The 25,094-nt window shown below is 71.1% G+C and carries 25 protein-coding genes, 1 tRNA gene and 1 pseudogene; 14 read left to right on the top strand and 13 right to left on the bottom strand.

What is annotated here, in order from left to right; genetic code table 11:
• Positions 1–2 precede the first annotated feature (2 nt).
• Positions 3–626 carry a TetR/AcrR family transcriptional regulator gene (locus ABT297_RS22400; protein ID WP_350552765.1) on the bottom strand — a complete coding sequence of 208 codons (624 nt, stop codon included), beginning with the start codon at positions 624–626 and terminating at the stop codon, positions 3–5.
• Between the two features lie 81 nt (positions 627–707).
• Here ABT297_RS22400 and ABT297_RS22405 point away from each other — a divergent pair, with 81 nt between their 5' ends.
• Together ABT297_RS22405 and ABT297_RS22410 are read left to right on the top strand one after the other, a co-directional pair.
• The gene (locus ABT297_RS22405; protein ID WP_350552768.1) at positions 708–2,048 is read left to right on the top strand and encodes an aldehyde dehydrogenase family protein; all 1,341 of its coding nucleotides are present in this window, start codon (positions 708–710) and stop codon (positions 2,046–2,048) included.
• Positions 2,045–3,121 (top strand): zinc-binding dehydrogenase, encoded by a 1,077-nt coding sequence (locus ABT297_RS22410; protein WP_350552771.1) that lies wholly within the window; start codon positions 2,045–2,047, stop codon positions 3,119–3,121. The genes ABT297_RS22405 and ABT297_RS22410 overlap by 4 nt, the downstream gene beginning before the upstream one ends.
• Here the strand turns inward: ABT297_RS22410 and ABT297_RS22415 are convergent.
• The 5 genes from ABT297_RS22415 to ABT297_RS22435 form a co-directional block, all read right to left on the bottom strand.
• Positions 3,072–3,857 (bottom strand): alpha/beta fold hydrolase, encoded by a 786-nt coding sequence (locus tag ABT297_RS22415; protein ID WP_350552774.1) that lies wholly within the window; start codon positions 3,855–3,857, stop codon positions 3,072–3,074. The two genes, ABT297_RS22410 and ABT297_RS22415, sit on opposite strands and share 50 nt — an antisense overlap.
• A gap of 161 nt (positions 3,858–4,018) precedes the next feature.
• Complete coding sequence (locus tag ABT297_RS22420) at positions 4,019–4,624, bottom strand: hypothetical protein (RefSeq protein ID WP_350552777.1); 606 nt, start codon at positions 4,622–4,624, stop codon at positions 4,019–4,021.
• Positions 4,625–4,638: 14 nt separating this feature from the next.
• The gene (locus ABT297_RS22425; RefSeq protein ID WP_350552780.1) at positions 4,639–5,001 is read right to left on the bottom strand and encodes a hypothetical protein; all 363 of its coding nucleotides are present in this window, start codon (positions 4,999–5,001) and stop codon (positions 4,639–4,641) included.
• Positions 5,002–5,168: 167 nt separating this feature from the next.
• Complete coding sequence (locus tag ABT297_RS22430; protein WP_350552783.1) at positions 5,169–5,834, bottom strand: response regulator; 666 nt, start codon at positions 5,832–5,834, stop codon at positions 5,169–5,171.
• 156 nt (positions 5,835–5,990) lie between these two features.
• Entirely contained in the window at positions 5,991–7,100 is a 1,110-nt protein-coding gene (locus ABT297_RS22435; protein WP_350552786.1) for a damage-control phosphatase ARMT1 family protein, read from the bottom strand.
• Positions 7,101–7,130: 30 nt separating this feature from the next.
• Between ABT297_RS22435 and ABT297_RS22440 the strand changes: the two genes are divergently transcribed.
• Positions 7,131–7,505: a YkvA family protein gene (locus ABT297_RS22440; protein WP_350552789.1), complete on the top strand. Its 375-nt coding sequence runs from the start codon at positions 7,131–7,133 to the stop codon at positions 7,503–7,505.
• Between the two features lie 86 nt (positions 7,506–7,591).
• Here the strand turns inward: ABT297_RS22440 and ABT297_RS22445 are convergent, their stop codons facing one another.
• Positions 7,592–7,738, bottom strand: a complete 147-nt coding sequence (locus ABT297_RS22445) for a hypothetical protein (RefSeq protein ID WP_350552792.1) — start codon at positions 7,736–7,738, stop codon at positions 7,592–7,594.
• A 12-nt stretch (positions 7,739–7,750) separates the two neighbouring features.
• Positions 7,751–8,167 (bottom strand): hypothetical protein, encoded by a 417-nt coding sequence (locus tag ABT297_RS22450; protein WP_350552795.1) that lies wholly within the window; start codon positions 8,165–8,167, stop codon positions 7,751–7,753.
• A 101-nt stretch (positions 8,168–8,268) separates the two neighbouring features.
• Between ABT297_RS22450 and ABT297_RS22455 the strand changes: the two genes are divergently transcribed.
• On the top strand, positions 8,269–8,460 hold the full coding sequence (locus ABT297_RS22455; protein ID WP_350552798.1) for a hypothetical protein: 192 nt from the start codon (positions 8,269–8,271) through the stop codon (positions 8,458–8,460).
• Positions 8,457–10,037, top strand: a complete 1,581-nt coding sequence (locus ABT297_RS22460; RefSeq protein ID WP_350552801.1) for a beta-N-acetylhexosaminidase — start codon at positions 8,457–8,459, stop codon at positions 10,035–10,037. The genes ABT297_RS22455 and ABT297_RS22460 overlap by 4 nt, the downstream gene beginning before the upstream one ends.
• Here the strand turns inward: ABT297_RS22460 and ABT297_RS22465 are convergent.
• Positions 10,034–11,086, bottom strand: a complete 1,053-nt coding sequence (locus ABT297_RS22465; RefSeq protein WP_350552803.1) for a TRM11 family SAM-dependent methyltransferase — start codon at positions 11,084–11,086, stop codon at positions 10,034–10,036. The genes ABT297_RS22460 and ABT297_RS22465 overlap by 4 nt on opposite strands.
• 75 nt (positions 11,087–11,161) lie before the next feature.
• Between ABT297_RS22465 and ABT297_RS22470 the strand changes: the two genes are divergently transcribed.
• The 3 genes from ABT297_RS22470 to ABT297_RS22485 all read left to right on the top strand — a co-directional run bounded on the left by ABT297_RS22470 (position 11,162) and on the right by ABT297_RS22485 (position 12,664).
• Positions 11,162–11,233, top strand: a tRNA-Val gene (locus ABT297_RS22470).
• A gap of 548 nt (positions 11,234–11,781) precedes the next feature.
• On the top strand, positions 11,782–12,180 hold the full coding sequence (locus ABT297_RS22480) for a hypothetical protein (RefSeq protein WP_350552805.1): 399 nt from the start codon (positions 11,782–11,784) through the stop codon (positions 12,178–12,180).
• A gap of 331 nt (positions 12,181–12,511) precedes the next feature.
• Complete coding sequence (locus ABT297_RS22485; RefSeq protein ID WP_350552807.1) at positions 12,512–12,664, top strand: hypothetical protein; 153 nt, start codon at positions 12,512–12,514, stop codon at positions 12,662–12,664.
• A gap of 432 nt (positions 12,665–13,096) precedes the next feature.
• Here the strand turns inward: ABT297_RS22485 and ABT297_RS22490 are convergent.
• The 4 genes and pseudogenes from ABT297_RS22490 to ABT297_RS22505 all read right to left on the bottom strand — a co-directional run.
• Positions 13,097–13,872, bottom strand: a pseudogene (locus tag ABT297_RS22490) (site-specific integrase); the annotation flags it as partial.
• Between the two features lie 26 nt (positions 13,873–13,898).
• Positions 13,899–14,372 carry a Hint domain-containing protein gene (locus ABT297_RS22495; protein ID WP_350552809.1) on the bottom strand — a complete coding sequence of 158 codons (474 nt, stop codon included), beginning with the start codon at positions 14,370–14,372 and terminating at the stop codon, positions 13,899–13,901.
• 175 nt (positions 14,373–14,547) lie between these two features.
• The gene (locus tag ABT297_RS22500; RefSeq protein ID WP_350552811.1) at positions 14,548–15,273 is read right to left on the bottom strand and encodes an FUSC family protein; all 726 of its coding nucleotides are present in this window, start codon (positions 15,271–15,273) and stop codon (positions 14,548–14,550) included.
• Positions 15,274–16,377: 1,104 nt separating this feature from the next.
• Positions 16,378–16,917, bottom strand: a complete 540-nt coding sequence (locus tag ABT297_RS22505; protein ID WP_350552813.1) for a PadR family transcriptional regulator — start codon at positions 16,915–16,917, stop codon at positions 16,378–16,380.
• Positions 16,918–16,998: 81 nt separating this feature from the next.
• On the opposite strand from ABT297_RS22505, the gene ABT297_RS22510 reads away from it, so the two are divergent.
• The 6 genes from ABT297_RS22510 (at position 16,999) to ABT297_RS22535 (ending at position 24,887) form a co-directional block, all read left to right on the top strand.
• The gene (locus tag ABT297_RS22510; RefSeq protein ID WP_350552815.1) at positions 16,999–17,826 is read left to right on the top strand and encodes an alpha/beta fold hydrolase; all 828 of its coding nucleotides are present in this window, start codon (positions 16,999–17,001) and stop codon (positions 17,824–17,826) included.
• A 352-nt stretch (positions 17,827–18,178) separates the two neighbouring features.
• A complete protein-coding gene (locus ABT297_RS22515) occupies positions 18,179–18,616 on the top strand; it encodes a GNAT family N-acetyltransferase (RefSeq protein ID WP_350552817.1) in 438 nt (145 codons plus the stop codon).
• 639 nt (positions 18,617–19,255) lie between these two features.
• A complete protein-coding gene (locus ABT297_RS22520; protein WP_350552819.1) occupies positions 19,256–19,861 on the top strand; it encodes a hypothetical protein in 606 nt (201 codons plus the stop codon).
• Positions 19,862–20,830: 969 nt separating this feature from the next.
• Positions 20,831–21,313 carry a MauE/DoxX family redox-associated membrane protein gene (locus ABT297_RS22525; RefSeq protein ID WP_350552821.1) on the top strand — a complete coding sequence of 161 codons (483 nt, stop codon included), beginning with the start codon at positions 20,831–20,833 and terminating at the stop codon, positions 21,311–21,313.
• A complete protein-coding gene (locus tag ABT297_RS22530; protein ID WP_350552823.1) occupies positions 21,310–24,072 on the top strand; it encodes an ABC transporter permease in 2,763 nt (920 codons plus the stop codon). Before ABT297_RS22525 ends, ABT297_RS22530 begins: the two co-directional genes overlap by 4 nt.
• Before the next feature lie 275 nt (positions 24,073–24,347).
• On the top strand, positions 24,348–24,887 hold the full coding sequence (locus tag ABT297_RS22535) for a hypothetical protein (protein ID WP_350552825.1): 540 nt from the start codon (positions 24,348–24,350) through the stop codon (positions 24,885–24,887).
• Positions 24,888–25,094: the final 207 nt, after the last annotated feature.

The raw sequence follows: 25,094 nt of genomic DNA on the forward strand, positions 1-25,094 counted from the left end.
GGTCACAGGGCGGCGAAGCGGCGCTCCAGTCCGTCGATGAGCGCGTCCAGGCCGAGCTCGAACGCGCTCTCGTCGACGTCGGCATGGCGGCCCGCGAGCAGGTGGGCGTCGCGCAGGTGGGGGTAGTCGCCCGCATACAGGTCCGGGTCGTCCACGAAGCCCAGCGCGAACGAGCCCAGCGCCGAGCCCGCCACGAAGTAGCGCATCGCCGCGCCGATCCGGGTGGCCTGCGCCGGTGGCCAGCCCGCCTCGACCAGCGCGCCGTGGACCGCGTCCGCCAGGCGCAGCGACGACGGGCGGCGCGCCGGACCGCGGGCCAGGAACGGCACCACGTTGGGGTGCTCGCGAAACGCGGCCCGGTAGGCCCGCGCCCACGCCCTCAGCGCCGCCGGCCACGGGTCGCGGCCGAGCATCGACAGGTCCACGCCGGCCACGATGGTGTCGCCGATCGCGTCGACGATCTCCTCCTTCGTGGCGAAGTGGTTGTACAGCGACGGCGCCCGCACGCCCAGCTCCCGTGCCAGCCGCCGGGTGGACAGCGCGTCCAGGCCCTCCGCGTCGACGATCGCGGTGGCGACCTCGACGATGCGCTCGCGGCTCAGCAGCGGCGTTCGGGGACGGGCCATGGGTACGATCCTAGAAACTAACACCGTTAGTTCGGGCGGGCTCCCACCGGCGTGAGCGCGTTCGAGTAAGGGGGCCGCACCGTGATCGACGTCATCAATCCCGCCACCGAGCAGGTCATCGGCGCCGTCGAGCCCGGCGACGTGCCCGCGGCCGTCGCCGCCGCCCGCGCGGCCCAGCCAGGCTGGGCCGCTCTCCCCCGCGCCGAGCGCGCCGCGCACCTGGGCGCGCTGCTCGACGCGATGAGCGCCGCGGCGCCCGAGCTCGCGGCGCTGATCAGCGCCGAGATGGGCGCGCCGCTGCCGATCGCGAAGAAGGTCCAGGTCGGGCTGCCGCTCGCGGTCCTGCGGTCGATGATCGACATCCTGGAGCGGCCCGAGACCGCCGAGACGGTCGGCAACTCCACGATCCATCGGGAACCGCTGGGCATCGTCGGCGCGATCACCCCCTGGAACTACCCGCTGCACCAGACGATCGCCAAGGTCGCCCCCGCGCTCGCGGCCGGCAACACCGTCGTGCACAAGCCCAGCGAGGTCGCCCCGCTGTCCGCGGCCCGCCTCGCCGAGCTGGCGCGCGAGGCCGGCCTGCCCGATGGGGTGTACAACGTGGTCCACGGCTACGGCGACCCGACCGGCGCGGCGCTGGCCGGCCACCCCGGCATCGACCTGATCTCATTCACCGGCTCCACGGCCGCCGGCCGCAAGGTCGCCGCGCTCGCCGCCGCCCACGTCACCCGGGTCGCGCTCGAGCTCGGCGGCAAGTCCGCGAACGTGATCCTCCCCGACGCGGACCTCGCCGCCGCGGTGAAGGCCGGCGTCGGCAACTGCTACCTGAACTCGGGCCAGACGTGCACGGCCTGGACCCGGATGCTGGTCCACGAGTCCCGCCACGACGAGGCGGTCGAGCTCGCCGTCGCCGCGGCCGCGAAGTACACCGTCGGCGACCCCGCGGACCCGGCCACCCGGCTGGGCCCGCTCGCCTCGGCCGCGCAGCGCGACCGGGTGCTGGGCCACATCGAGCGCGGCCTCGCGGACGGCGCCACGATGGCCTTCGGCGGCGGCCGCGTCCCGGACGTCGGCTACTACGTCGCCCCGGTCGTCTTCGCCGGCGTCGACCCGGACGCCGCCATCGCCCAGGAGGAGATCTTCGGCCCGGTGCTGTCCGTCATCCCGTACCGTGACGAGGACGACGCGGTGCGCATCGCGAACTCGACACGGTACGGACTGGCGGGGGCGGTCTGGTCGGCGTCGCAGGAGCGCGCGGTCGCCGTCGCGCGGCGGCTGCGCACCGGTCAGGTCGACATCAACGGCGGCTCGTTCAACCCCGTCGCCCCGTTCGGCGGCATCGGCGACTCCGGCTACGGCCGCGAGCTGGGCACGTACGGCTACGAGGAGTTCACGACGGTGAAGGCGATCCAGCTGTGACGCTCGCGGCGGTCCTGCGCACGCTCGACGGCCCGCTCGCCGTCGAGGAGATCGAGCTCAACCCGGCCGGCCCGGGCCAGGTGCGGGTCCGCCTCGCCGCGGCCGGCGTCTGCCACTCGGACCTGTCGCTGGCCAACGGCACCCTGCGCCAGCCGCTGCCGGCCGTGCTCGGCCACGAGGGCGCCGGCGTCGTCGTGGAGGTGGGCGCGGGCGTCACCGGCGTCGCGCCCGGCGACCACGTGGTCCTGAACTGGTCCCCGCCGTGCCGGGCGTGCTGGTTCTGCGAGGCCGGCGAGCCATACCTGTGCGCCCATGCCGAGGACGCCCGGGCCGTGCCGTTCGCCACCGCCGGCGGCGAGCCCGTCTACGCCGGCCTGGGCACCGGGGCGTTCGCCGCCGAGACCGTCGTCGGCGCGCACGCCTGCATCCCGGTGCCGGCCGACATCCCCCTCGCCGAGGCGGCCCTGCTCGGCTGCGCGATGCTCACCGGGGTCGGCGCGGTCACCAACGCGGCCAAGGTGCGGCCCGGCCAGACGGTCGTGGTCATCGGCCTTGGCGGCGTCGGCCTCGCGGCGATCCAGGGCGCGCGCATCGCCGGCGCGTCGGCGATCATCGCGGTCGACCCGGCCCCGGCCAAGGAGCGGCTGGCGCTGTCGCTGGGCGCCACGCACTTCCTGGCCCCGCACGACGGGCTGTCGAAGGAGATCCGGGCGCTGACCGGCGGCCGCGGCGCCGACCACGCGATCGAGTGCGCCGGGCGCGGCGAGACGATCCGCGCCGCCTGGTCGGCCACCCGCCGCGGCGGCACCGCCACGGTCGTCGGCCTGGGCTCGGCGCAGGACCCGGTCACGTTCAACGCGCTCGAGGTCGCGTACTTCGCCCGCACCCTCGTCGGATGCATGTACGGCAGCACCGACCCGGCCGTGGACGTACCGGTGCTGCTGGAGCACTACCGGGCGGGCCGGCTCGACCTGGCCGCGCTCGTCACCGACGAGACGGACCTCTCCGGCGTCGGCGCGGCGTTCAGCCGGATGCGGTCGGGTCAAGGCGCCCGGACGCTGATCCGCTTCTGAGGGGTACCGCCGCGGTCGTCTCGAGGATGATCCTGGCCACCGTGCGCGGGTCGTCGCTCATCGGCACGTGGCCGCAGCCGTCCAGCGTCACGTGGCGGGCCACGGGCAGCACATCTCGGGCCCGCGACGCCTGCACCGGCTCCAGGATGCGGTCCCGGCTGCCCCAGGCGATCGTGACCGGCACCGCGCACGGGTCACCGGCGAACGCGTACGTGGCGCCGTGCCGGGCCACCTCCGCGAACGCCTTGCCGTCGCGCAGCGCGAGGGTGTCGGCGAGCGCGCGCTCGGCGCTGAGCACACCGGGGCGGGTGACGAGCGCACCGAACGAGAACCGCTTGCCGAAGCCGGTGCGGTAGAAGACGCGCAGCACCGGCGTCGGGGCGAACGCGCCGAAGCGCAGGCTCCGCAGCACGGCCAGGGCCCGGCGCACCTGGGCCGGGGTGGCGAAGCCGGCCGGGGACAGCGCGGTCACCGAGCGGGCCAGCCCGGCGGCGGCCAGCTCGAGCGCGATCGCGCCGCCGAGGCTGTTGCCGGCCACGTGCGGCCGGTCCAGCCCCAGCTCGGCGAAGAACTCGCCGAGCGCGGCCACGGCGGTCGGCATCCCGCGGTTGGCCTCCGAGGCGGGCGAGCGGCCGAACCCGGGCAGGTCCAGGGCGATGACGTCATGGTGGCGCGACAGTGGCCCGATCACCGGCTCCCAGGCCCGCCAATGGTGCCCGATCCCGTGGATCAGCACCAGCGGCTCCCCGAGCCCGAACGCGCGAAATGCAGGGTCATGCGGTCACCTCAGCCCCCGCGGTACTCGACAGTACCGGGACGTTACCACCGGGTAGGTGATCGGAAAAGGCTCACCCAGAGCGGGCGAGCCTCAGCGTCCGGCGCCGTCGAGGGCCGGCGTCACGTCCCGACCAGATGGTTGAGGAAGTCCCGGTACCCGTGCACGGCCGCGCGCAGCTGCTCGGTGTCGTCGCGCCCGGACACGCGCCAGGAGCTGAGCTGGTCCTTGCGGGCGTTGAGCGAGGCGGTCACCCCGGCGAGCGCGTCATCGACGAGCCGCTCGGCCTCACCCGCAGCGGTCTGCGGGTCGTCGACGAAGCGCAGCTGCAGCTCCTGCCAGCGGGTGCGCACCTCGTACGCGTGCGCCTCGCTGGTCAGCGGCGCCGACGACATGAACTGCCCGCCACCGCCACCACCGCCGCCGTACATGCCGCCGGCCGGGGCGCTGGGGGTGCCGTACGTGCCCGGCGCCGCGGCCGGGGGCGCACCGTAGCCGCCACCCATCCCGGGCTGGCCGTAGGGCACCGACGACATGGGGGCGCTCTGCGGTACCCCCGCGGCCGTCGGGGGGCGCGGCGCGGCCGGGGCCGCCTGGACCGGCTGGGCCGGAGGGACCGCGCCGGCGCCGGTCTCCTCTTCCTCCTCCTTGCCGCCGCGCAGCAGGATCCAGCCGCCCACCGCCAGGGCGAGCACCACCAGCCCGATCGTGATCGTCGTGGAGTTCATGGGTCCTCCTCTGTCTACAGGCCGAGGATGCGGTCGAGGAACTCGCGATAGTCGCGCAGGGAGGCACGCAGGTTCTCGGTGTCCAGGCCCCGGGCGGCCCGCTGCTGGTGCAGCTGCCCCCGGCGGGCGTCCAGCGAGGCGGTGAGCGAGGTCACCGCTTCCTGCACGAGCCGCTCCGCCTCCCCCGCGACCAGGTGCGGATCGTCGATGAAGCGCAGCTGCAGCTCCTGCCACCGGCCCCGGATACGCTGCCGGTCGGACTCGTTCCACAGACCCGCGAGCGCCGCAGGCGACGATGACGAACCGCCGGCGGGCCGATACTGCGCGCCGTTGACCGCCGGGGCCGCCGCCCCGCTTTCGGGGGGTGGAGCACCCACGGGCGGGGCTGAGACGGTACCGCTGTCGAACTCCGTGGCGGCCGGGGCATCATCGTCAGCCTGGGGCGCCAAATCGTCGCCTTCAGGTTGCATGCGCGCGTTCCTCTCCATCGGGAGACCACGCGATACCCCCGGCCAACCGGGCATAAGCCACTCGCGAGGGTGAGCTAGGGCCGAAGGCGGTATCCCATGCCGGGCTCGGTCAGCAGGTGGCGTGGCCGAGCGGGGTCTTCCTCCAGCTTGTGGCGCAGCTGCGTGACGTACTGCCGCAGGTAGTGGGTCTGCTTGAGGTACGTCGGCCCCCACACCTCCTGCAGGAGCTGCTTCTGGCCGACCAGCTTGCCGGGATTGCGCGCGAGGACCTCCAGCAGCCGCCACTCCGTCCTCGTCAGGTGTACCCCACCGCTGACCGTCCGCGCCGCGAAGTCGACCTCGTGACCGCCGATGCGGACCGGCTCCAGCTCGCCGGCGGGGCCGAGCCGGCGGGTGACGGCGCGGACGCGGGCGAGCAGCTCGTCGACGCTGAACGGTTTGGTCACGTAGTCGTCGGCGCCGGCGTCGAGCGCCTCGACCTTGTCCCGGGAGCCGACCCGGCCGGACAGCACCAGGATCGGCACCGGCGTCCACGAGCGCAACTCGCGGATCACGTCGACGCCGTCGATGTCGGGCAGCCCGAGGTCGAGCACGATCAGGTCGGGCCTGGCGTCGGCGGCCCGCTGGAGCGCCTCGGCCCCGCCGGACGCCACGACGACCTCGTATTGCCTGGCCACGAGGTTGATCCGCAGCGCGCGAACCAGCTGCGGCTCGTCGTCGACGAGGAGAACCCGGCTCACGGATCAACCCTTGCACGGACCCCGCACGTGACGCCCGACACCCTTGAGGGCTTTCGCAAGCGGACCGCAAGTGCCCGCCAAGTCCTTGACGGCAGAGTGCTCAGCATGACGAACTCCTGCAAGTTCTGGGCCGGACCCACATACACCTCGACCGCCTCAGCCGCGCACCTGAACCAGGGCAAAGGCGCCGCTGGTGCGCCATGACGCGGGCAGGCTCCGCTCGGCGCCCGCGGACAGTCCGACCACCACGTCCGACTTCACCGTCCGCAGCGCGGCGACCGGGGCCGGAAAGTACCCGGTGACCTCCTCGAACGACGTGGTCGACGGCCAGTGGAGATCCCCCACCAGGCGGCGGTAGTTGAGATCCCCCTTGAGGATCGTCAGCTCCGCCGCCGCGAACCGGGCCGCGAGCGCGTCCGGCGCCGCGTGAAACGTCAGCGGCGCGCAGTAGAAGTCCTCGGTGTGCAGCCGCAGCGAGCCGTCCCGCAGCGCGGCGTCCAGCCGGCCGCCGATCGCGCTGCCCGCGGGGAAGCGGCGCAGCTCGGCGAGCACGTCGGCGCTCAGCGCGTCGGAGACGAAGTACGGCGCCGGCTTGACGTGCAGCTCGACCCGCGAGGCGCGGCCGGTGCGCAGCAGGAAGTCGATGAGCACCAGATCGGGCAGCAGCTCCCGCCCGGCGTTGTCGGCGACAAGCACCACCGTGCCCCCGTTCACCAGCGTCCACAGCCGCTCGCGGTCGTCGACGATCAGCTCGTCGACCCGGTGCGCCGCCTCGGCGACCAGCCGGAACCCCAGGTCGGCCCGGTTGCCCCACAGCGCCGCCGCGACCAGCCCCGCCGCCTGCTCCTCCTCCGGCAGCTCCCGCAGGGCGTCGAGCTCCGCCAGCTCCGCCGGGCCCGGCAGGTCGGCATCCTTCTGCGGCCCGAACGGGTCGATGCCCCGCCACGCCCCGGGCGCGTAGTAGCCGACCGCCTCGAGCAGCCGCCGGTAGAAGAAGTTCTCCGCCCACAGGAACGGCACGTCATACCACGACCGGCCATACATGCCCTCACCCCACGCGGCCCAGGCTTGCGCGTCGTGCGCCCCGCCGGGCAGGGGTTCCACGACGGGCTCGATCAAGAGCTTTTCAAGCCGCGGTCGTACCTCGGGAGGGTACGGATGCCCCGCCAGCACCCGTTCGACGATCGCCGGGTGCCGCTCGCGGAGCACCGACTCGGGAAACGAACCGGGCACGTTGCTGAGGATCGCGGGTGGCTCGAGGGGCATTGGGGCAGTATCACCCCTAAACTTCAAGCCATGTCGGACGAGTTGCTGTTCGCACTCTTCGTGATCGGCTCGCTGCTGCTCGTCGCCTTCCTGGTGCTGGCGATCGTCCTGGCCATCCGGGTGTGGAAGACTGGCAAGTACCTGCAGACAATGGGCCTCGGCGGCAAGTGGGTGCTGTGGGGCGCGATCATCTACACGATCTCCCCGATCGACCTGCTGCCCGACCCGATCTACCTCGACGACGTCGGCGTCCTCGGCGGCGCGCTCATCTACCTGACCCGCCTGGCCGCCAAGGCCCGGCAGAACCAGCAGCGGCAGGGGCAGGTGGTGCCCCCGCCGCAGCAGCCGCAGCGCCGCCCGCCTCCGCAGCAGCCGCAACGCCATCCCCCGCAGCGCATGCGCTGACGGCGACCGGCGCTACGCGCGTCAGCGGCCACGCCTGGTCGCCGACCACGAGCAGCAGCGCCGTAACCGCGCACCGCGGCCTCGTCTCACGCAACGCACGCGCTGACGGCGACCGGCGCCACGCGCGTCGGCGGCCATGTCTGGTCGCCGACCCGAGCAGCAGCGCCATAACCGCGCACCGCAGCGTCGTCGCGCACCGCAGCGTCGTCGCGCACCGCAGCGTCGTCGCGCACCGCAGCGTCGTCTCACGCAACGCATGCGCTGACGGCGACCGGCGCTACGCGCATCAGCAGCCACGCCTGGTCGCCGACCCGAGCAGCAGCGCCGTAACCGCGCACCACGGCCTCGTCGCGCGCCACGGCGTCGTCGTCGAAGCGGAACCGGACCTCGGCGCCATCGAAGGACTGCTCCGCCGGCCGCCCCGCGGCGGCCTCGGCCCCGGCCGCAGCACCGCGGCGTAGTCGCGCACCGCGGCGTAGTCGCGCACCGCGGCGTAGTCGTCGCGGGACGAATCCACCGCCGCATACCGGCCGCCTCCGCGGCGTCGCCACCCACCGCGACATGCCTGCCACCCCCGCGGCAGCCTCGGCCCCCGGCCGCAGCACCGCGGCGTAGTCGCGCGCCCGCGGCGTCGTCGTTGCGGGTCGAATCCGCCGCCGCATGCCGGGCACCCCGCGGCGCCCTCGGCCCCGGCCGGCGCAGTCGGCGCGCCGATCGGCGATCCTGGCGAGCCGTGGCGCCCGCGCGCTGGCACCATGGTGACGTGCTGACGATCGACATCACTCGCGCACCGGTCGAACGGATCGCGTTCGCCGCCTGGCCACCGGCGGCGCTCGCGTCGATGCCGCACGTGCCGGCGCTTCACCTGGCGACGCGGTCCTGGACGGGGCTTGCCGGCCTCGAGCGCGGACGGCAGGTCAGCCACGCCATCGACGTCACGGCGTTCCTGCGATGAACGTCATCCCGGTCCCCGCCCAGGTGTTCGCCGACCCGTCGGTCACGTTCACGCTGCGCCCCGACGCGACGATCCGCTCCGATTCGGCGTTCCTGGGCGAGTATCTCGCCGAGTTCCTGCGACGGTCGACCGGGTACGCGCTGCCCGTCGTGGACCGCCTGGACGCCGCGATCGAACTCGCCCTTACGCACGCCGCGGACCGCCCGGACGCTGGGGACCGCCCGGATACCTCGGACCGCCCGGATGCCTCGGACCGTCCGCCCGCTGGGGACGGCCCCACCCCTTCACCGGCCGCTATCGGGAACACTCGCTCGGACATTTCCGATATTTCGGATTTTCCGGATGAGTCCTATACGGTGGAGGTCACCGCCGAGCGGGTTACCATTCGGGGCCGAACGGAGGCGGGGCTGTTCTACGGCGTGCAGACGTTGCTGCAGCTCATGCCCTCCAGTGTGGACGCGCACACCGTCCAGGATGGACCGTGGACCGTCCCGGGTGGACGGATCGCCGACCGCCCGCGCTACGCGTACCGGGGCGCGATGCTCGACGTGTCCCGCCACTTCTTCGGTGTCGAGGTGTTGAAGCGCTTCGTCGACCGGCTCTCGCGGTACAAGATGAATGTCCTGCACCTGCACCTCAGCGACGATCAGGGCTGGCGGATCGCGGTGGACGCGTGGCCGCGGCTGGCGACCGTGGGCGGCGCGTCGCAGGTCGGCGGCGGGCCGGGCGGCCACTACACCAAGGCGCAATACGCCGAGCTGGTCGCCTACGCCGCCGCGCGGCACGTCACGCTGGTGCCCGAGATCGACATGCCCGGCCACGTCAACGCCGCGCTGACCGCCTACCCCGAGCTGAACCGCGACGGTGTCGCCCCACCGCCGTACACCGGCGTCGAAGTGGGCTTCAGCACGCTCCGCGCGGACCTGGACGTCACGTACACGTTCGTGCGGCAGGTGCTGGAGGAGGTCGTCGCGCTGACCCCCGGCCCGTACGTGCACATCGGCGGCGACGAGGCGCTGAGCACTTCCCCGGAGGACTACCGCGCGTTCATGAACCGCGTCCAGCCGCTCGTCACGGCGGCTGGCAAGACGGTGGTCGGCTGGCACCAGATCGGCGCGGCCGACCGCGAACCGGGCCGGATCGCGCAGTACTGGGGCAACCTGCCGGACCCCGACGACGACATGCGTGCGGCCCTCGCCCAGGGCGACCGGATCCTGCTGACGCCGGCGAACCGGGTGTACCTCGACATGAAGTACGACGCGGGCACCCGCATCGGCCTGGACTGGGCCGGCCACATCACGGTCCGGACGGCGTACGACTGGGATCCCGCGACGCTGCTGCCCGGCCGCCCCGACATCATCGGCATCGAAGCTCCACTCTGGACCGAGACCGTGGAGACCGAGGCCGACATCGACCTGCTGACGTTCCCGCGCCTGCCCGCGGTCGCCGAGGTGGCGTGGTCACCGCAGCCGGCGCGGGACTGGCCCGCGTTCCGCGCGCGCCTGGCCACCCACGGTCCACGGTGGACACACTGGGGCGTCGGCTTCCACCCCGACCCGGAGATCCCCTGGCCTTAGCCCGGCTTCCGCTCGCCCGGTTTGCGGGCCACGACGATGTCTCTCATGATCGCCTGGTCCACGCGATGGCGGAACGACAGGTAAGGCTCGTCCTCGACCACCTCGAGCCCCGCGTCGGCCAGCAGGCTCGCCGCCAGCTCCCGTTTGGCCACGAACGTGTTCCACGCCACGCCCATCGCCCCGCCGGCCCGCAACAGCCGCGCCCACACCGGCGCCGCCTCGGCGAGCAGGTCCTCCGGGCTGCGCACGAGCCCCTTGCCGGCGGTCCGGCTACCGTGCTGTACGCCGTAGGGCGCGTCGGTCACGACGAGGTCGAACGAGCCATCCTTGAAGAACTCGGCCGAGCGCATCGTGTCGACGTTCACCACGTCGAGCAGCTGGGTGGCCCCGGCCTTGTAGTCGTCCCGGTCCGCCGCGAGCTCGACGCGCAGCCGCTTGCCCACGACCTGCCGCTCCCGCCGCACCGGCCCGAACTCGGCCTTGTGCTTGAGCCGCTTACGCTTGAGCCAGGTCTGGATAAAGGCGGCGTACGCCTCGAAGTCCTTCTGGTCCCGGTCCACTCCGGCCGCGTCGAACCCGTACATGAGGGCCTGGTTCAGCGTCGTCCCCCGCCCGCAGAGCGGATCGAACACCCGGAACCGCCGCTCGAGCATCTCCGCGGCGAAGCCGGAGGCGAGCAGGGTCACGTTGAGCAACAGCTTCGTGAACTGCTCGTTGGTCTTCCCCTGGTACTTCTGGATGGTGATGAGATCATCGTCGAACCGGTCGAGCCGCTTGAGCTCCACCGGTCGCAGCATCTCCCCGACCACCTCGAACAGCGCGTAGACCGACGAGAGGTTCCCGAGCACGGCAGCATCGCGCGCCGAGAGCTCCCCGGCCTCGAACGTCACATACGGCACCCCGCCGACCACCCGGGTCCCGACGTCCGACAGCCGCTGGCCGAGCACCCCCCGGTCGAACGCGAGCAACTCGGCCCGGGTCAACTCGACGGCCGAGTCGGCGTACACCCGATTGGCGGAAGGCAGGATGAGCAGTGCATACAGCGTCATAGACCCCCCACCCTAGCCGACACGGCAGTACCGAGATGCGAGCGCCGGGGTCTGTACGGTAGAGTTCGTGTTCGCGGGCGATTGGCGCAGCGGGAGCGCGCTTCGTTCACACCGAAGAGGTCACTGGTTCGATCCCAGTATCGCCCACCGCAGGTCAAGGGCCGTCCCCGGCAACCGGGAACGGCCCTTGATCCGTACAGGGGGTCTAACTATTGCCCCACCCGGCGCGCGCCAAGAAGAGCCCGTCCACCGGCTCCGCGCTGTGTGTCGGGACCAGGCGCAGTTGGTGGCGGGTAGACCTTCTCTGTGACGATCGTTCCGGCGTGTCCGACAAGATCGGCAATCTGCTCCAAGGCCAGACCGAGTGCCGAGACGATCGAGGCGAAGCTGTGCCGTAGCTCGCGGGGCGTCCACTCCTTCTCGTTCAACCCCTGCCTGCTTGGCCGCCCGGCGAGTAAGGCCAACTGAATCGGGCTGGGTATTCGAGGTGGACCAGCCAGGTAGGGGCTGGGTCACGGAGGGGCTAGTGGTCTCCGGCGCGGACAACTTCGTCGAGGGTTGGGAGTACATGTTCAGCCACCGCGTCGGAGAGCCTTGCGGCATTGAAGTGGTCCGGGTGTCTACCGCGAACGGCTAACCCTTGCCGGCCAAGTAGTCGACGCCTGCCGCGAGCAGGATTGCCGCAGAATACTCGGGTGAGCACTCCGATTGACTCCCTGCTCCGTGCGCTGATCGGCGAGGACCTGGCCGAGGTGATCTTCGTGCGCGACTACGTTCAGCTCGGCTTCGATGGACCTCGGCTCTCTCTGTTTGTGTGGCCCCGCGTCACTCTGGGTTCGACGGTCCGCGAGATAGGGGAATCGGGGTACCGCGATGCTTTGTGCGACTTGATCGGTCATTTTGTAGTCGACGTTGAGGAGAGCAGCGCTTCGGGGCTGGTCCTCAACTTCGACATCGGCTCGGTGACGGTCAAGCCGACCCCTCCCGAGCTGATCGGTCCGGAGATCGCGATGCTCAGCGGCTTTGTCGACCGGCCTGATTGGATGGTATGGCGTCCAGGCGAGGAGCCGTTCGATGGGCCAGAATGGAGCTGAGCGGTCGGCTGGCGGGTCAACCGTGGCAACCCATCCAGGGGGCAAACAGGGGGGTCACGGGAGCGAACAGCCACGTACACCGGCGAACGCTCGCGAACCTAGAACCGTTGCGGCACAACAGGTTTCGGCACGTCAGGCGCCGATGCTATGGCGTTCACACCGAAGAGGTCACTGGTTCGATCCCAGTATCGCCCACCGCAGGTCAGAGGCCGTGTCGACGTCGTCGGCACGGCCTCTTGCGTCACCTGCGTGACAAAGTGCGTGACATAGACTCCGCGCTGCTACGGCTGAGGATTGTCACGATGCCGACCGCCTGGCACAGTGCCCCCTCGTGAGCGATCACGTTGACGTCACCGGGAGCAGCCGCAAACGGCCTGCCGACGTGCGCCTGATGTCCCTGCCAGGAGCCCTCTGGCGTGGCCTGGTGACTGGCGTCGCCAGCCTGCTGTTGGCTGCGGGAATCGCCGCGCTCGCCTTCATGTGACTCAACGCGTCAGAGCCAGGCGAGTGCGGGAATGACGGGCCGTGTGCTCCGCCGTTGGGACCCACCGCCCTCTTGTTGGGGGCACCCACCGTGCTTGCTCTATCCGGTGGGGTGATCGCCCGGCTTCTTCGACTACCGGAGCCGGGTCTTTTCGCACTGCCGGCCGTGTGCCTCGTCATCGCGGTTTGCGGCAGGCCAACCTGGTGGATATACAGCCATCTCCACTGGGTCGTGGCGATCATGCTGGCTTCCTACTGCGTCATTGCGCTTGCTGTCGTCTGGTGGCAACGGGCAGCCAACCAGCCCGTGCCAACTGAGGCTCGCGAACCGGGTGAGTGAGACGTTACGTCCACCGCTACATCAGAAGTGTCATTTGCGCCCAGTCGTCGGATGAGGCACACCGGACAACCGGCATGCCCCATCCACAACGTGTCACTCCCCGGCGAAGATCTTGTCCATGGCGACCGCGCCGCCGAGCAGCACCGGGCGCAGCTGGTGTCGGTACACCTTCTCAGTGACCGTCGTCCCGGCGTGGCCCACCAGGTCGGCGATCTCGCCGAGGCTCATGCCGCTGTCGGAGAGCAACGAGACGAAGCTGTGCCGCAGCTCGCGGGGGTCCACTCCTTCTCGTTCAGCCCGGCGAGCTTGGCCACCCGCCGGGCCGCGCGCCGGATGTTCGCCGCGTCCAGCGCGGTCCCGATCTTGCTGGTGAACACCAGGCCGGTTTCCTGCCAGTCATCCCCCGCCGTACGCCGCTCCGCATCCTGATCGGCCTTGCGGGCGGTCAGCGCCCAGAGGCACCGCACGGGCAGCGCGAGCGTGCGCCGCGACTTCTTGGTCTTGGTGTCTCCCCCGTCCCGGACGGACCGCCACACCCGGACGGACGGCGGCACGGGCTGGCTTGGATTGGGCTTGCCGACCAGGTCGACGCGTTCCCAGGTGAGCGCCCGCAGTTCCTCAGTCCGGGCGCCGGTCAGCAGCGAGACGACAACGTACGCGTGGAGCGGGGGCCCTCGGCCACAGCAAGCACGGCCTTGGCCTGCTCGAACATCAGCGACTTGAACAGCCGTCCGGGCTGACCCTTCGAGATGCTGCACAGCGCGACCACGTTGCGCTTGACCTTGTCGCGGGCCATGGCGCGGATGACCGCCCCGGTTGAGGCATGAGTACACCTCGCCCAGGGTGCGCGTGCTGAGCGTCTTGGCCTTCTCGGCGACACCGCACAAGCCCCAGCTCAGCGCCTTGCCACTCGACTACGCAATCGCCCTGGGGGTAGCAGCAGATCACCGGAGGGCACGTTGACGGCGTCGCGCCACTGCGACTCGGAGGCGATCCAGATCGGGTGGTGGTCGGTCGCGGTGAACGTGGCCGTACGGTCGCCGGCGTCCCCGTCGATGTCGACGGTTACCTTGATCAGGGTCTTGTCGCCAGCGCCCTCGATGGTGGTGGTCACGGGCTTCGACTCGGTGGTCCCCGTCTGCGGGTCGGTGGCGAGGACTTCGTCGCCGACCCGCAGCGTCTCGATCGCCTTCGTGGATCCGTCGGCCATGAGGACGGGGGTGCCGGGCAGGAGGCTGTTGCACTCGGCCTTGCCGGCGTCGGCCACTGCCTCGCTGGCGTCGTCGGCGTTGGTGGGTATGTCGTCGGCGGCTTTGCCGACGTCGTCGCCGTGTTTGGCGGCCTGCTCGGCTACGTCGTCGGCCTTCACCGAGATGGGTCAGGCCGGTCGGGTCCTGCTCGCCCCGAGGTAGCCCTTGGTTGTCGGCCAGGACGTCGGCGCGGCGCCACGATGTTCGCCGAACGGGGTGGAGCGGCGGACCTGGAAGTCCTGGGTGCTCTCCTTGATGACGAGGTTGTTGGTGCCGAAGTGGTCGCTGCCGGGTTCAGGTGGTACCTCGGGTGCGGTGGCGCCGCAGACACAATTGGCACAGGACGATCGCGCCGCCGATGAGGCCGCCGATCACCGTCTCGATCCCCCGTTCGAAGAGGAGCTGCCCGGTCGGGCGGGCGACCGCGAGCTGCCCCATCAGCAGCGCCATCGGGGTGATGAACAGCAGCGCCAGCCCGTAGTTCCGCCCGACCAGCAGCTCCGTGACGATCTGCAGCTCCGTGACGACCAGCACGGTCGCGTACGGCGGGAGGTGCGGCGCGAGCAGCGCCGCGCTGGTCAGCAGCCCGAGGAGTGTGCCGAGGATCCGGTGCGCGGCGCGGACCAGCTGGGCGGCGTGGCCGCGGGCGCTGAGCGGAGCGACCGCCGCCACCATCGCCCAGTACGGGTGGCCGATCCCGACCCCGGTCGAAAGGCCGCCCGCCAGCACCGCGGCGAGCGCGTAGCGCACCGGCTCCCATGTCCACACGTGCGCCAGCCGGGCCGGTCGGCTCCGTTGCCGCCGGACGAGGCTGCCCACGTTGCCGACCACCAGCGCGAACAGGCTGCTGACCCCGGCCACGGCGGCGGCGAGCGGAACGTCCGGCACCTGGTGCGGGGCCGAGGCGACCGCACCGAACGCGAAGAGCAGGAAGAGTGGCCCGGCGGGTGCCAGTCCTGCGCGGCTGCGAGCACGGCGCCCAGCGCCGTGACGACCGCGGCGACCGGCACCGCGACCCACGCCCGCGCCTCCAGCGAGCCGACGAGCACGCCGAGGACGACCGACACCGTCAGCGCCGCTCCGGCGCTCGCCTGCATCGCGGCGCGGGACAGGTGCACGTCGTTGCGCCCGTAAAGCGAGGTGAACGCCCCGAAGGCGGCGTAGACCGTCCAGCTCGGGTGGCCCAGCGCCAGCACGGTGAGCAGCGGGACCAGGACGCTGACGCCGGCTCGCAGCGCGACCCGGTGGGTGCCTCGCACCGGGTGGATGTGCAGCAGGCCCGTCAGCATCGCCCGCACCTGCCCACCCATCCTCTTCACCCGTCCTTCATCCCGCAAGCTCCGACCGGGAGCGCCCGAGCTACCTCGACAAGACGTTCCAGCAACAGGTCCGGTCACCTCCCCAGGACACCCGACGACTGCTCCTGACCGCTGCAACTGACCCGACCGGCGACACGGGCCTGTTCTGGCGAGCAGTCCAGGCCCAGCGGATCCCCGAAAACGCGGTGCCACCGGCCGAAGCGGTCGGGCTGGTCGAGTTCGGCGCCCGGGTGCGGTTCCGCCATCCGCTCGTACGCACGGCCGCCTACCAGAGCCGCGTCGTCGACAGACCGGTGGGCCGCGCACCGGGCCCTGGCCGCGGCCGCCGATCCCGAGCTCGACCCCGACCGTCGGGCCTGGTACCGCGCCCGCGCCGCCACGCAACGGGACGAGCGTATCGCCGCCGGCCTTGGGAACTCCGGCCACCCGGGCGCACCGCAGGGCAGGAGCCGCCGCGACCGCCGCGTTCCTGCGCTGGGCCACCGACCTGACCCCCGATCCCGCCCGCCGCGACGCCCGGGCGCTGGCCGCCGCCCGGGCCGAGATCGACGTCGCCGCCACGGACGAGGCCCACGACCAAGATAATTCAGACATTTAGATCTATCCCTGGAGCCAGGCTCGATAGCTGGGCTTTCGCGTTTCAGGCAGCAGCCAGTCGGTCACAACGGGAGGCTCGTCCGGTTTGCTCTATGCGAACCGCGCTCACGGATGTGTGGCTGCCGTGGGCTAGGGAGGAGTGCACTGATGCACGTGAACCCGAGGCACTCGGTGGCGGAGGGAAGACGGGCTGCGGAGATCGGGCCCTTCAGTCGCCTGCGGCGGAGGTGCCCAGTTGTTCTAGGGCCCAGCGAGCCCACTCCTGCTGTGCTTGGTAGCTGCGGATGCCGTACTCGATGGCGAGCCGACCGAAGCGCAGCCGTCCGCGCGGATGGTCTTCGGCGTCGGCCGCGGCCGCGATATCGAGCAGTTCGGCGTGGGCATTTTCGGCGTCGCTGAGGTAGTGGTGGACGAGCTGGCGCGCCTCGGCGGCGGTGAGCGTGGATAGCAGCGACATGCGCAGCACCTGTTCATCGCGGACAGCGCGGGTACGGGCAGGAGCCAGCAGCCAGGCTCGCAGTTCGGCCCGGCCCAGATCGGTGATCATGTAGGTCCGGCGGCCGCGGGCGCCTTGATCGCTGACGACGATGAGGCCGTCGTCGGCCATTCGGTTCAGCTCTGGGTAGACGTGGCTCTGTCGCGCGGTCCAGACGTATCTGTGCAGCGACTTTTCGAAGCGTGCGGTCAGGTCGTAGCCGCTGGCGGGTCCGTCTTCCAGCAGGCCGAGCAAGGCATGGCGCAGCGACATGCCGCCATTCTGACGCCTCCGAGTTGACAGGTACAAACGTAGGCGTCAGGCTCAAGGTCCCTCCCGCGACGAAGGAGTTCCATGGCCGCCACGCCGATGCTGTTCGTACACGGCTTCTGGCACGCCGCATGGTGCTGGACCGAGGTGCTTGCCCACGTCACCCGCACCGGCCGTGTCGGACTCGCCGTCGACCTACCCGGCCACGGGCTGCGCGCCCGCCGACCAGCCTCGGCCACCGCCCGGCCCTTCAACCCGCAGGCGCTGGCCACCGAACCGTCACCCGTCGCCGGCGTCGACCTCGACCAGGCCGGCGACTTCCTGGTGGAGCAGATCAAGCTGCTGGGCGGTGGGCGCCCGGTTACCGTGGTCGCCCACAGCATGGGCGGAACGGCGCTCACCCGAGCAGCGCAACAGGCGCCCGAACTCGTCTCCCGCGCCGTGTACCTGGCCGCGTTCATGCCCGCGTCGGACACCCCAGCGATCGTGCACGCGCAAACACCACAACTGTCCCAAGCGCTGCGGGCCGATCCGGCGGCGGTCGGGGCGCTGCGCCTGGATGTCGGCTCGACGGATCCCGGCTACCGTCAGGCGTTGTACGACACCTTCTACGGCGGCGTCGAGCCGATGCTGGCCGACGCGGCGATGTCGCTGCTCAGTCCCGACGCCCCGCTGCGCATTGCCCTGGGCACGACCCGGCTCACCTGCGATGGCTGGGGCTCGGTTCCGCGCACCTACATCAAGACCGACAGGGACGTGGTGATCCCGCCAGCCGTGCAGGAACGTCTCATCGCCGACGCCGACGCGGCCTTCCCCGCCAACCCGACGCACGTTCTCGGGCTCGACGCATCACACTCGCCGTTTCTGTCGATGCCCGGAAAGGTGGCCGACATCGTGTGCGGACTCGGCTGATGACGACCGGACGTGGGCAGACACGCAGATCGTCCCTCCAGGGCTACACCGTCCGGCGCCGGATGGGCGTAACCAGCACGCGAGCGGCGAGCAACTGGGCTACTGGCAGCCAGCCGACTTCTTCCAGTGTGAGGAAATCGAGGCAACACCTCGGAGCCGGTGCACTCGGCAGTCATACCACCGGCGAACAACTGGATCTCGAACCGCTCATGTTGCGGGCGTAGCGTGCTGGCTGCGGCGGTCGTGACGACTGGGCTTGTCCGGACCCCGGTTGGAGGAATGCCCGTACCTCCGCCGTCGTCTTCGTCTTCGTCTTCGACGGAGCCAGCCTGCACCTGGGAAAGGGAGTCGCATGATCAGTGTCACCGCACTCCGCGCGGACGACCGCCCGGCCTGGGAGGAGTTGTTCCGCGGCTACCACGCCTTCTACGAACGCCAGTGGCCCGCCGACCGGTACCACCAGGCCTGGCAGGAATTCCAGCACGGCAGCAGGATCAACGCGCTGGGCGCCAAACTCGACGGACGCCTGGTCGGGATCGCCCACTTCCTGGTCCACGCCAGCACGACCTCGCCCGACGTCTGCTACCTGCAGGACCTTTTCACCGCCCCGGACGCACGGGGCCAGGGCGTCGGCCGCACGCTGATCCAGGCCGTCGAACAATACGCTCGTCAGCGCAGCTGCGATCGGCTGTATTGGCACACCAGAGACGACAACCACCCAGCGCGGCGGCTCTACGACCAAGTCGCGCAGAACCGCGGCTTCATTCAGTACGTGATCCCCCTGTCGTGAGCACTCCCGGGGGACTGTTTCAACGACCGTTGTCCTGTCCGACTCTCGCGTGGACAGCCTTGTCGAGGTCGGTGAGATGCTGGACATCCTTCGCGAAGGATTCCGCGTCGCTGCGCCGGAGCAGCCTCCTGTACGGGCCAGCGCCCCGGTGGAGCATCCATTCTTCCCGTGGAACCGAAAGGACTCCTGCCGTCTCGCAGCCGCTCAGAGGCGCGTAGCCCCCTGTCCCAGCCTGGATACAGGGGGTGGAAAGGGGGGTCACGGGTGCGAACAGCCACGTACGCCGACGAACGCTCACGAACCTAGGACCCTTACGCTGCAATGGGTTTCGGCATGTGAGGCGCCGCCGCTATGGCGTTCACACCGAAGAGGTCACTGGTTCGATCCCAGTATCGCCCACCGCAGCTCAAGGGCCGTTTCCGATGATCGGAAACGGCCCTTGATTCGTTCAGGGGTCTAACTATTGCCCCACCCAGCAGGCGCTGCGAAGAGCCTGGTACCGGTGGTGACCGCGTCGCTGTCTGATGCTGGTCCGCGCGGCGTCAGGGGACGGCGCTCGTAGCCCTCCAGCCCTATCCGCCCCTGCTGCTGCACGAATGTGTGACGACACGTGCTGATCAGTTCTGCGATCATGGCCCGATGGAGGTCTGGCTCCACGAGAACAAGCTGTACGAGGTCAGCTCCGGATACAGCCTGGACGACCGTGCCTGGCAGTACGAGCTGACCGGTCTGACCGGAGCCCCTGGCACAGGCCCGTACCTCGCGATCTCCATCCCCGACGCGACTCCGGATGACTGTCCCTTCACGCCGAAGCCGGCCCATCACGTCTTCGTCCACGCCGGCGGCGGCCAGGTGCCGTGGCCCATCCTGACGAAGTTCATCGGCCTGGTGGAGTCCACTGGTGACCTGGTGGCGGAGGACCGGAACCTCGCCACCGAGGCCACCGCGCTCCCCCTGACCCTCAACGTCTGGCAGCGCGACGACCGGCAGTACGAGGTCAACCAGTTCTACTTCGGGGACAACGACTCGTGGTGTTACGAGCTGTACGAGGTCAAGCCGGACGCCGTGGGCAACGACTACATCGACGTCCAGATCCCGGATGCTCAGCTGGCGAGCGGGCCATTCGTGCCAGGTCCTGCCGACCGCGCGACGCTGACCATGCACGGGAATTGGGCGATCCCATGGCCGGTCTTCCGCCGCTTTGTCGATGCAATCCAAGCTTCCGGCGACATCGTGGAGGCGTGAGCAGCCGACGGGAGTTGTGTTCCAGCCATCCCTGGGGGGCAAACAGGGGGGTCGCGGGAGCGAACAGCCGTGTACAGCCACGAACGCTTGTGAACCTCGAACCGTTGCGGCGCAAGGGGTTTGGGCACGTCAGGCGCGGACGCAACGGCGTTCACACCGAAGAGGTCACTGGTTCGATCCCAGTATCGCCCACCGCAGCTCAAGGGCCGTTTCCGATCGCCGGAAACGGCTTATTGCTGCCCGTACAGCAGCGAAGTACAGCAGCCCGGCGGTCCCCGCCCGCCTCGTCCCCGGCCCGTCCCGGCCGTCTCCATCCCCGGCGGGACCGGCCGCCTTCCCCATCACCAACACCGGTGGCAAATCGCTCGACCGCACCCGCACCCCCGCCGGTGGCGGCACCACAACGGCGGTCCTGCCAGGGTCCTTCGGGTCGGCCGCCGGCGCGTCGGCGAAGCGGGAACTCTCCGCCTGCGGGTAGTCGCAGGTCTCGGTGCCGTGCAGGACGTTGTCCGGAGCGGCCACGCGGGCCTGGCAGCCGGCGAGCGTGATGCCGGTCGGGTTCCACGCCGGGGTGGCGGACGGGCGGACGGCGATGGCGGCGCCAAGCGCCAGGACCAGGACGCCCGCCGCGCCCCGCCATCCAGGCCAGCGCCCGGGACGCCGCCGACCGGCCCGGCGTCGCGACCGGGGCCGGAACCGGGGTCGCGGTCGCGGGCTCCCAAGCCGGCGTAGGAGGGCAGGAGGTCCGGTGTCGTCACGGCCCCGTCCATAGGCAGCCGCGCCGTCGACCTGCGGGAATGACCAAGGACTTGCGATGATCATTGTCCGAAGTGCCAGGGATAGGTGAAGGCTCTATTTTAGGTCTTGACATAAGACGGCTATCAATGAAGGGTCGAGGCACGGAGCGGGGCCCGGGAGCTCGCCATTGGCCTGCGCCATGGCGCGGGACGGAGGCGACCGGGTGATTACGTGGCGCTCTGCCTGCACATGTTCATCGCCGGGGTATTCGTGATCTCCGCGGGCGCGAAGGTGTGGGGCCTCGGCGGGGTGCCCGTCCGCTTCCGGGTGGTCGGCGCCGTCGGGACCATCGGGCTGGAGATCCACCCCGCCGGACTGCAACTGGCGCCCACCTGGGTGGGGACGGCATTGGCGGCCAGGCTGCTGGTGGCGTTCACCCTCGTGCTGATTCGCGGACTGCGGAAACGGCCCGGACTGGCCTGTCACTGCTTCGGATCCGGCGCCGATGCCGTGGCGCCCCGGCATGTCGGGCGAAATGTCGTCCTGCTCGCCGCCGCCGTCGGGGCGCTCGGGTTCGGGCGCGTACATAGGGTCGGCATGGCCGAGACAGCGCTGTGCGGGCTGGTGGCGGCGGTCGGGGCAGGAACGGTGGCGCGGCTCGTTGACCTGGCCGCGATTCGTTACCGTTTCGCTCCCCTCAGGAGGGTCAGTTGATTTCGCTCATCCTCGCGCAGCTGCGCTTCCGGCGCGGTCGGCTGGTCGCCACGGCCGTCGCCGTCGCCGTCGCCGTCGCGAGCTTCGCGCTGCTGGCGTCGGCCTCGCGCGGCTCGCAGGTGCGAGTCAACGGCACGGTCCAGGCGAACTTCCGGCCGATGTACGACATCCTGGTCCGCCCTCCGGCCGCCACCACCGAGGACGGGCTGATCAGCACCGACCGGGTCAGCTCGACCTACGGCGGGATCAACGAGGCGCAGTGGCGGCAAATCCTCGACATCCAGGGCGTGTCGGTGGCGGCGCCGGTCGCGATGGCGGGCTACGTCATGCAGACCGCGGTGATCACGGTCGACCTCACCGAGTACGCCGACCAGGGCGGGCGCCAGGTGTTGAAGCTGCGGCCGACCTACGCCGGCGACCGCGGGCTGAGCAGCATCCCCGACGGGTCGAAGTACCTCTACGTCACCCCGAACAACCTGGAGTACGTGCCCGGCGACCCATGGATCGAGGGCAAGATGTACACGGACGCCGACATGCCGAAGTCGCCCGAGGTCCACGAGCACGGCCCGAACGGCGTCACCGCCGTGTGCGAGGGCCAGACCGGCTACGAGGAAAACGTCAAGCCCCTCGCGCCGGAGGACCGCACGGAGGCGCACTGCTGGTCGCGCGACCCGGCGTCGAGCGCCAACACGGTCAAGCGGGCCCAGGTCGAGGTGCTCTTCCCGATCCCGCTGCTCCTGGCCGCCGTCGACCCCGCGCAGGAGGCGAAGCTCGACCGGCTCGACGGGTCGGTGACCTCCGGGGCGTACCTCCCCGAGTCCGACCAGTCCGCCGGCATCCCGGTCCTCGCCTCCAGCCGCCTCGACCTCGACCAGCAGCTGCGCATCGAGATCGAGCGCCTCGGCGGCGACGCGGCCGAGCGGACCGCCGCCGGGATGCGGCTCGACAACGCCGTGCCCTACTACGACACCATGCCCGCCACCCCGCTGGCCTCGCGCTCCTACACGGCCCAGGACATGTACCCGGCCCTCCTCGACGCGATCGCGCACCCGGTCACCGACCTCAGCCGGTACGTGCCGTACGAGGGCACCTCCGTCGTCGGCGAGTGGTGGACGACCAGCCCGATGACGCTGTCGGGCCCCGGCCGCACCGCAGATGTGGTGCCCTACAGCGGCGCCGAGTGGGGCAAGGTCGCCCACGGCTATCCGGCGGGCAATCCGCTGCCGATGGGCCTCGCCGACGACCCCGTCCGGACCATCGTCCGGCACGGCATCGACCAGTCGAAAAAGGCGCGGACCTTCCTGCGGGGCGTCGGCGTCTTCGACCCGGCCAAGGTCCAGCTCGGGCCGGAGCTGTCGCGGCCGCCCTTCGACCTCTACGCCGGCGCCGAGGCGACCGGGTCCGATGCCGCGGCGCGGCGGTCCCTGGGCGACCGGGCGCTCCAGCCGACGACCGATTTCGCCGGGCCGCTCGGGCAGCGCCCGCACCTGCTCACCACGCTGTCGGCCCTGTCCAAGCTCCAGCGCGACCCGTACACCAACGTCGACGCCGAGCACGGGGTGAACAAGGACGCGCCGATCTCGATGGTGCGGGTCCGGGTCGCCGGCGACGTGGGCATCGACGCCCTCTCCCAGGAGCGGGTGCGGGCCATCGCCGACCAGATCCATCTGGCCACCGGGCTGCGGGTCGATCTCACCGGCGGGTCGTCGGCGGGCGAGGTGGCGGTACAGCTGCCGGCCGGAACATTCGGAAGGCCCGCGCTGGCGGTCCGGGAGAACTGGCTCCGGCTGGGAGTCGCGACAACGATCGTGTCGGCGCTGGACCGCAAGTCGCTGGTGCTGGCGATCCTCGTGCTCGTCGCGTGCGCGCTCGCAGTCGGCAACGCGGCCAGCGCGGCGGTGCGGACCCGGGCCACCGAGCTCGGCGTGCTGGCCTGCCTCGGCTGGACCCGCTGGCGGCTGTTCGCGCTCGTCACCGGCGAGTCGGTGACCGTCGGCGCGGTCGCCGGCCTGCTCAGCACCATCCTGGCGCTGGCGCTGTCCCGCCTGCTCGGCGTGTCCCTCGGCGCCGACTACGCCCTGCTCGCGATCCCGGCCGCGCTGCTGCTGAGCGGGCTGGCGGCGCTGCCACCGGCCTGGCGGGCGACGCGGGCCGACCCGGGAGCGGCGGTTCGTCCGGCGGTCGTACTGGTCCGTCGCCGCCGAGTACCCCGCCGCGTCTCGGGCCTGGCGATGGGCAACGTGCTGCGCGCGCCCGGGCGAACCGTCCTCGGCGCGGTCAGCCTCGCCCTCGGCATCGCCTCGCTGACCCTCCTGGTGATCATCAACCTGACCTTCCGGGGCAGCGTCTCCGGCACTGTCCTCGGCGATGCGATCACCGTGCAGGTCCAGAGCACGGACTACATCGCGGCGGTCCTCACCACCCTGCTCGGCGCGGCCACGGTCGCCGACGTGCTCTACGTCAACATCCGCGAGCGGGCCGCCGAGTTCGCGCTGCTGCGCGCCGTCGGCTGGGCGGATGCCCCGCTGGGCCGGCTGGCCGCCTATGAGGCGCTCGCCATCGGCGTCCTCGGCGCGACGACCGGGGTGGGCCTCGCGCTCGGTACCGCCGCACTGCTGAGCACCGAGCTGACCGCGGTCTCGTACGCGGTCGCCGCCACCGCCGCGCTCGCCGGCGCGTTGCTGGCGGTGGCGGCGGCGATCCTGCCGGTACGATCGCTGCGCCGACTGCCGACCGCCCGGCTGCTGGCTGAGGAGTAGCGCATGACGGCCTCGCGCAGCGGACACCTCCCGGTCGACGGGCTCCGCCTGTACTACTAGGTCAACGGCGCCACCGCTGCTGCTCATCCCCGGCGCGTTCCTCGGCACCGGCTCGATGCGGCAGTGGGTCGACGCCTTCGCACCTCAGCGCCCGGTCGTCGTCTTCGAGCAGCAGGGTCACGGCCGCACGCCGGGCACCGACAGACCGATGTCGTACGAGCGCTTCGCCGACGACGCCGCCCTGCCGCACGGGCTGGGGATCGAGCGACGCCGACGTGCTGGGGTACTCGCAGCGCGGCGGCGTCGCGCTGCAGGCGCTCTATCGACTCAACCCGGTGGAGGCCGTGCAACTGGAGGAGGTGGTCGACTTCCCCGCGAAGCTCACCCGCAAGCGCAAGGACTGGGGCCCGACGCAGAAGATCCCTGTTGTGGTGGCCACGTTCCGGTATGACGACGCGGAGCTCGAGCGGATCGAGGACGACCTCGGCCCCGGAGCGCTCCACACCCCGGAATTCACGCTGACCATCGGGTACCGCAACACGGGCCGAACTTACGGTCATCGCTACAACGAGGCGGCGATCGTCAAGCATCTGCGCTCGGGCCTGGACCTGCCTTCGGCGGCGGCCGCCACGGTCAACGCGACGAGCACGGTGGCGGGTACGTCACAGGGGAGATCTTGCTGTGGCTCGCTCTGGGCATCCCGGTGGCGCTGTTCGTCATCCTCTGCTGCATCGGCTGCATGTTCCGTCTCATCGATCAGGAGTACTGGAATCCGCCGGTTGGTCCGTAGTGCGGTGCACGCTGAAGCCGGGTGAGAAGCAGCCGCGGTGGCGGGCGGCATGACCAACGGCCGATGCGTCCGGTGCGTCAGCACCGGACACATCGGCCGTATTCTGCGATTGGTGCGGGGGATCAGCAGCAGCGGATGGAGCGGTACAGGCGCACCGAGACGACGGCCAGCCAGGTCATGATCACGATCACCGCGGCGACGAAGCCGAGCGTGAGCCCCGGCGCGTTGTTGC

It is taken from the genome of Dactylosporangium sp. NPDC000555 (assembly GCF_040300025.1).
Lineage (GTDB): Bacteria > Actinomycetota > Actinomycetes > Mycobacteriales > Micromonosporaceae > Dactylosporangium.

Coding starts and splice junctions, on each gene's coding strand:
- ABT297_RS22400 (WP_350552765.1), bottom strand. CDS start 626: ATGGCCCGTCCCCGAACGCCGCTGCTGAGCCGCGAGCGCATCGTCGAG.
- ABT297_RS22420 (WP_350552777.1), bottom strand. CDS start 4,624: ATGAACTCCACGACGATCACGATCGGGCTGGTGGTGCTCGCCCTGGCG.
- ABT297_RS22435 (WP_350552786.1), bottom strand. CDS start 7,100: ATGCCCCTCGAGCCACCCGCGATCCTCAGCAACGTGCCCGGTTCGTTT.
- ABT297_RS22440 (WP_350552789.1), top strand. CDS start 7,131: ATGTCGGACGAGTTGCTGTTCGCACTCTTCGTGATCGGCTCGCTGCTG.
- ABT297_RS22450 (WP_350552795.1), bottom strand. CDS start 8,167: ATGCGGCGGCGGATTCGACCCGCAACGACGACGCCGCGGGCGCGCGAC.
- ABT297_RS22460 (WP_350552801.1), top strand. CDS start 8,457: ATGAACGTCATCCCGGTCCCCGCCCAGGTGTTCGCCGACCCGTCGGTC.
- ABT297_RS22465 (WP_350552803.1), bottom strand. CDS start 11,086: ATGACGCTGTATGCACTGCTCATCCTGCCTTCCGCCAATCGGGTGTAC.
- ABT297_RS22505 (WP_350552813.1), bottom strand. CDS start 16,917: ATGTCGCTGCGCCATGCCTTGCTCGGCCTGCTGGAAGACGGACCCGCC.
- ABT297_RS22510 (WP_350552815.1), top strand. CDS start 16,999: ATGGCCGCCACGCCGATGCTGTTCGTACACGGCTTCTGGCACGCCGCA.
- ABT297_RS22515 (WP_350552817.1), top strand. CDS start 18,179: ATGATCAGTGTCACCGCACTCCGCGCGGACGACCGCCCGGCCTGGGAG.
- ABT297_RS22520 (WP_350552819.1), top strand. CDS start 19,256: ATGGAGGTCTGGCTCCACGAGAACAAGCTGTACGAGGTCAGCTCCGGA.